At 63.2% G+C, this 2,797-nt stretch carries 4 protein-coding genes and 1 tRNA gene; 4 read left to right on the forward strand and 1 reads right to left on the reverse strand.

The window, feature by feature from the left end; all coding sequences use genetic code 11:
• Positions 1-195: 195 nt before the first annotated feature.
• Positions 196-336, forward strand: coding sequence for a hypothetical protein (locus Y707_RS30740; RefSeq protein ID WP_155852976.1), 141 nt, complete (start codon positions 196-198; stop codon positions 334-336).
• 90 nt (positions 337-426) lie between these two features.
• On the opposite strand, the gene Y707_RS0113335 is transcribed toward Y707_RS30740, so the two are convergent.
• Positions 427-514, reverse strand: a tRNA-Ser gene (locus tag Y707_RS0113335).
• 114 nt (positions 515-628) lie between these two features.
• Between Y707_RS0113335 and Y707_RS0113340 the strand changes: the two genes are divergently transcribed.
• The 3 genes from Y707_RS0113340 to Y707_RS25920 all read left to right on the forward strand — a co-directional run.
• Positions 629-1,609 carry an NAD(P)H-quinone oxidoreductase gene (locus Y707_RS0113340; RefSeq protein ID WP_026535466.1) on the forward strand — a complete coding sequence of 327 codons (981 nt, stop codon included), beginning with the start codon at positions 629-631 and terminating at the stop codon, positions 1,607-1,609.
• 111 nt (positions 1,610-1,720) lie between these two features.
• Positions 1,721-2,398, forward strand: a complete 678-nt coding sequence (locus Y707_RS0113345) for a bacterial proteasome activator family protein (protein ID WP_081744862.1) — start codon at positions 1,721-1,723, stop codon at positions 2,396-2,398.
• 38 nt (positions 2,399-2,436) lie between these two features.
• Positions 2,437-2,797 (forward strand): hypothetical protein (locus Y707_RS25920; RefSeq protein ID WP_081744863.1); only part of this gene is annotated, 361 nt, incomplete at its 3' end.

Below are 2,797 nucleotides of genomic sequence, written 5' to 3' on the forward strand. Positions count from 1 at the left end.
GGCCAATGCCGGTCCTCGTTGCGCCATACTCCAGCCTACCAACAACTAGCAACGAACTAACGGCGCAACACACTAGACGGCATTGACGTGGACGATGTTCGTGGGAGTAACAGGTTGTTGACTAGGGAGATGGCGCGCCGAATTTATACCGCAACTGATGAAGAGGGTGCACCGTTGTATTCAGGGGTTCGGTACATGTCACGCCTGGGAGATTACGAGTGCTGGGCCATCTTTGATGGTACGCAAGTGGAGCAATACGCCGCCCATCCAATCGAACACGACGATGAGAACATGGAGCGCATTGTTCAGGAGTATCGCCTCAGCATGCACCGGTAAACGACCCTCGCGACCTCGAATCAAGTTAGTCTGCCCAGCGGTTCCGGGCATAAAAATACCCGGTCTGGATATCACCAGACCGGGTTTTCGCGGAAGGTGTGGGATTCGAACCCACGAGACGGGGTAACCGCCCACTGGTTTTCAAGACCAGCTCCATCGGCCGCTCGGACAACCTTCCCCATAGTAGTCTGGCATGAACTGCCAGAGACAGACAAAACCCGATAACCAAAAAACGCCGCAAGGAACGAGGACGCCGCGGCATACCGTCCGCGACATCCAGGAGGTGCCACTCATGAAGGCAATCTACGTCCGCGAACCCGGAGGCCCCGAGGTGCTGGAGGTACGGGAGGCCGATACGCTCGAACCCAGCCCCGGGGAAGTGCTCATTGACGTCACGGCTGCCGGTTTGAACCGCGCCGACGTGCAGCAGCGCAAGGGTCTGTATCCGCCGCCGGATGGCATTTCGGAAGTGCCTGGACTGGAGGTCTCCGGCCGGGTGGCGGCACTCGGCCCGGACGTGGATGGCGAATTGGCGGTGGGGGACGCCGTCGTCGCTCTTCTTGCCGGAGGCGGATATGCGGAGCAGGTTGTGGCCCCCGCTGGACAGGTGCTGCCGGTGCCGGAAGGCATGGATCTGACGACGGCGGCGGCCTTGCCGGAGGTGGCGGCCACCGTGTTTTCGAATCTTTTTATGGCCGCCGGCGTCCGTGCAGGAGATACCGTCCTGATCCACGGTGGTGCTGGCGGAATCGGCACCATGGCCGTTCAGCTCGTCAAAGCGTTCGACGCCCGGGCAGCGGTGACGGCCGGTTCCCGGGAGAAGCTGGAGGTCGCTGCCATTCTCGGTGCCGAGGTGTTGATCAACTACCGTGAACAGGACTTTGTGGAGGAGATCAAGAACGCTACTGACGGCCGTGGCGCGGATGTGATTCTCGACGTCGTCGGCGCCAAATATCTGGAACAGAATGTGGACGCGCTGGCTGTCTCCGGACGGTTGGTCGTCATCGGTCTGCAGGGTGGGGCGAAAGCGGAGCTCAACCTCGGGATGCTGATGCAAAAGCGGGCCGCCGTGCTGGGTACCACCCTGCGCGCCCGTCCAGTCGCGGAGAAGACAACGATCATGCGGGCCGTCGGAGAGCATGTTTGGCCGCTCGTCCGGTCGGGGAAGGTCCGGCCGCAGGTGGACAGGACGTTCCCCTTGGCCGACGCCGCCGCGGCGCACGAGTACTTCGACTCGGGCTCGCACACCGGCAAGGTCCTTCTGACGGTCTGATCAGCGTCCATTTGTTGGAACCCCGGGCAGGCTTGAGCGCCCAGCCTGCATCCGGTTAATTGATTACGTTCCCCCTGACAGCACCGTGGGGGAACGTGAGAACATGACAAGATGACTGAAGATCGTGCCACTGGTCCTACTGCCCGGCCCAATCGAGACGACGCCGCCAAGAACACCGGCGGCGATCCGCTGGCCGACGCTGCCGAAGTGATCGCCGAAGGGTCGGTCGAGGAGTTCACGACGCAGGACGCAGAGGCGGACGCCAGCGACGACGGCGGGGAACCGGAGCAGCGCAGGGGCAGGGCTCCCAAGCTGAACGAACTGGTGGACGAACCGGCGAAGGTCATGCGGATCGGAACGATGATCCGGCAGCTGCTGGAGGAAGTCCGCAGTGCGCCTTTGGATGAAAAGGCACGCGAACGGCTGGTTGAAATACACGGCCGGTCGCTAAAGGAGCTGGAAGACGGTCTCGCTCCTGAGCTGGTGAGCGAATTGCACCGTATCAACCTGCCCTTCACCGACGACGAGGTCCCTTCGGACGCGGAACTCCGGATCGCCCAGGCGCAGCTCGTCGGCTGGCTGGAGGGCCTCTTCCACGGTATCCAGACCGCTCTCGCCGCGCAGCAGATGGCGAACCAGCAGGTCGAACAGCGCATGCAGATGCGCCAGCTGCCTCCCGGCACCATGGTCGCTCCCGGCGTCGTCATTGGCGAAAACGGTGAGCCGACGCGTGCGGATTCGAAGAAGAAAGAGGAAGACACCCACCACCGTCCAGGGCAGTACCTCTAACCGGACCACGCCAGAACCTTCGGAAACACAACTTCACCATGGCTTTATTCGCCGCAGCCCGCCAAGGGCGCAAAGACGACGCCGAGCTCGGCAAGGGCGTGTGGCGGCGCGCCCACGACAGGTTCCGCAGAGGGCTGGACCGCTACCATCAGATCCTCGAGGGCGTGCAGGATGAGGCGCTATATGCGGAGCTCGTTCCGGTGGCCAATGCGCTCGCGGACCTGCTGCCGCGCGTGCGGGCGGTTTGCGCGGAGGCGCAGCTGATCGCGCCCAGTGACGGACTGGATGTCCCTGCCAGCCAGGCCGCCTACCTGTCCGATGTGCACCGCGCGCTCTCCAAGGCGGGAAACGCATTGGCGACGACGGCGGAAGCAGTCGCCATGGCGCGGCTCGACAGCG

The organism is Arthrobacter sp. H14 (assembly GCF_000520495.1).
Taxonomy (GTDB): domain Bacteria; phylum Actinomycetota; class Actinomycetes; order Actinomycetales; family Micrococcaceae; genus Arthrobacter_C.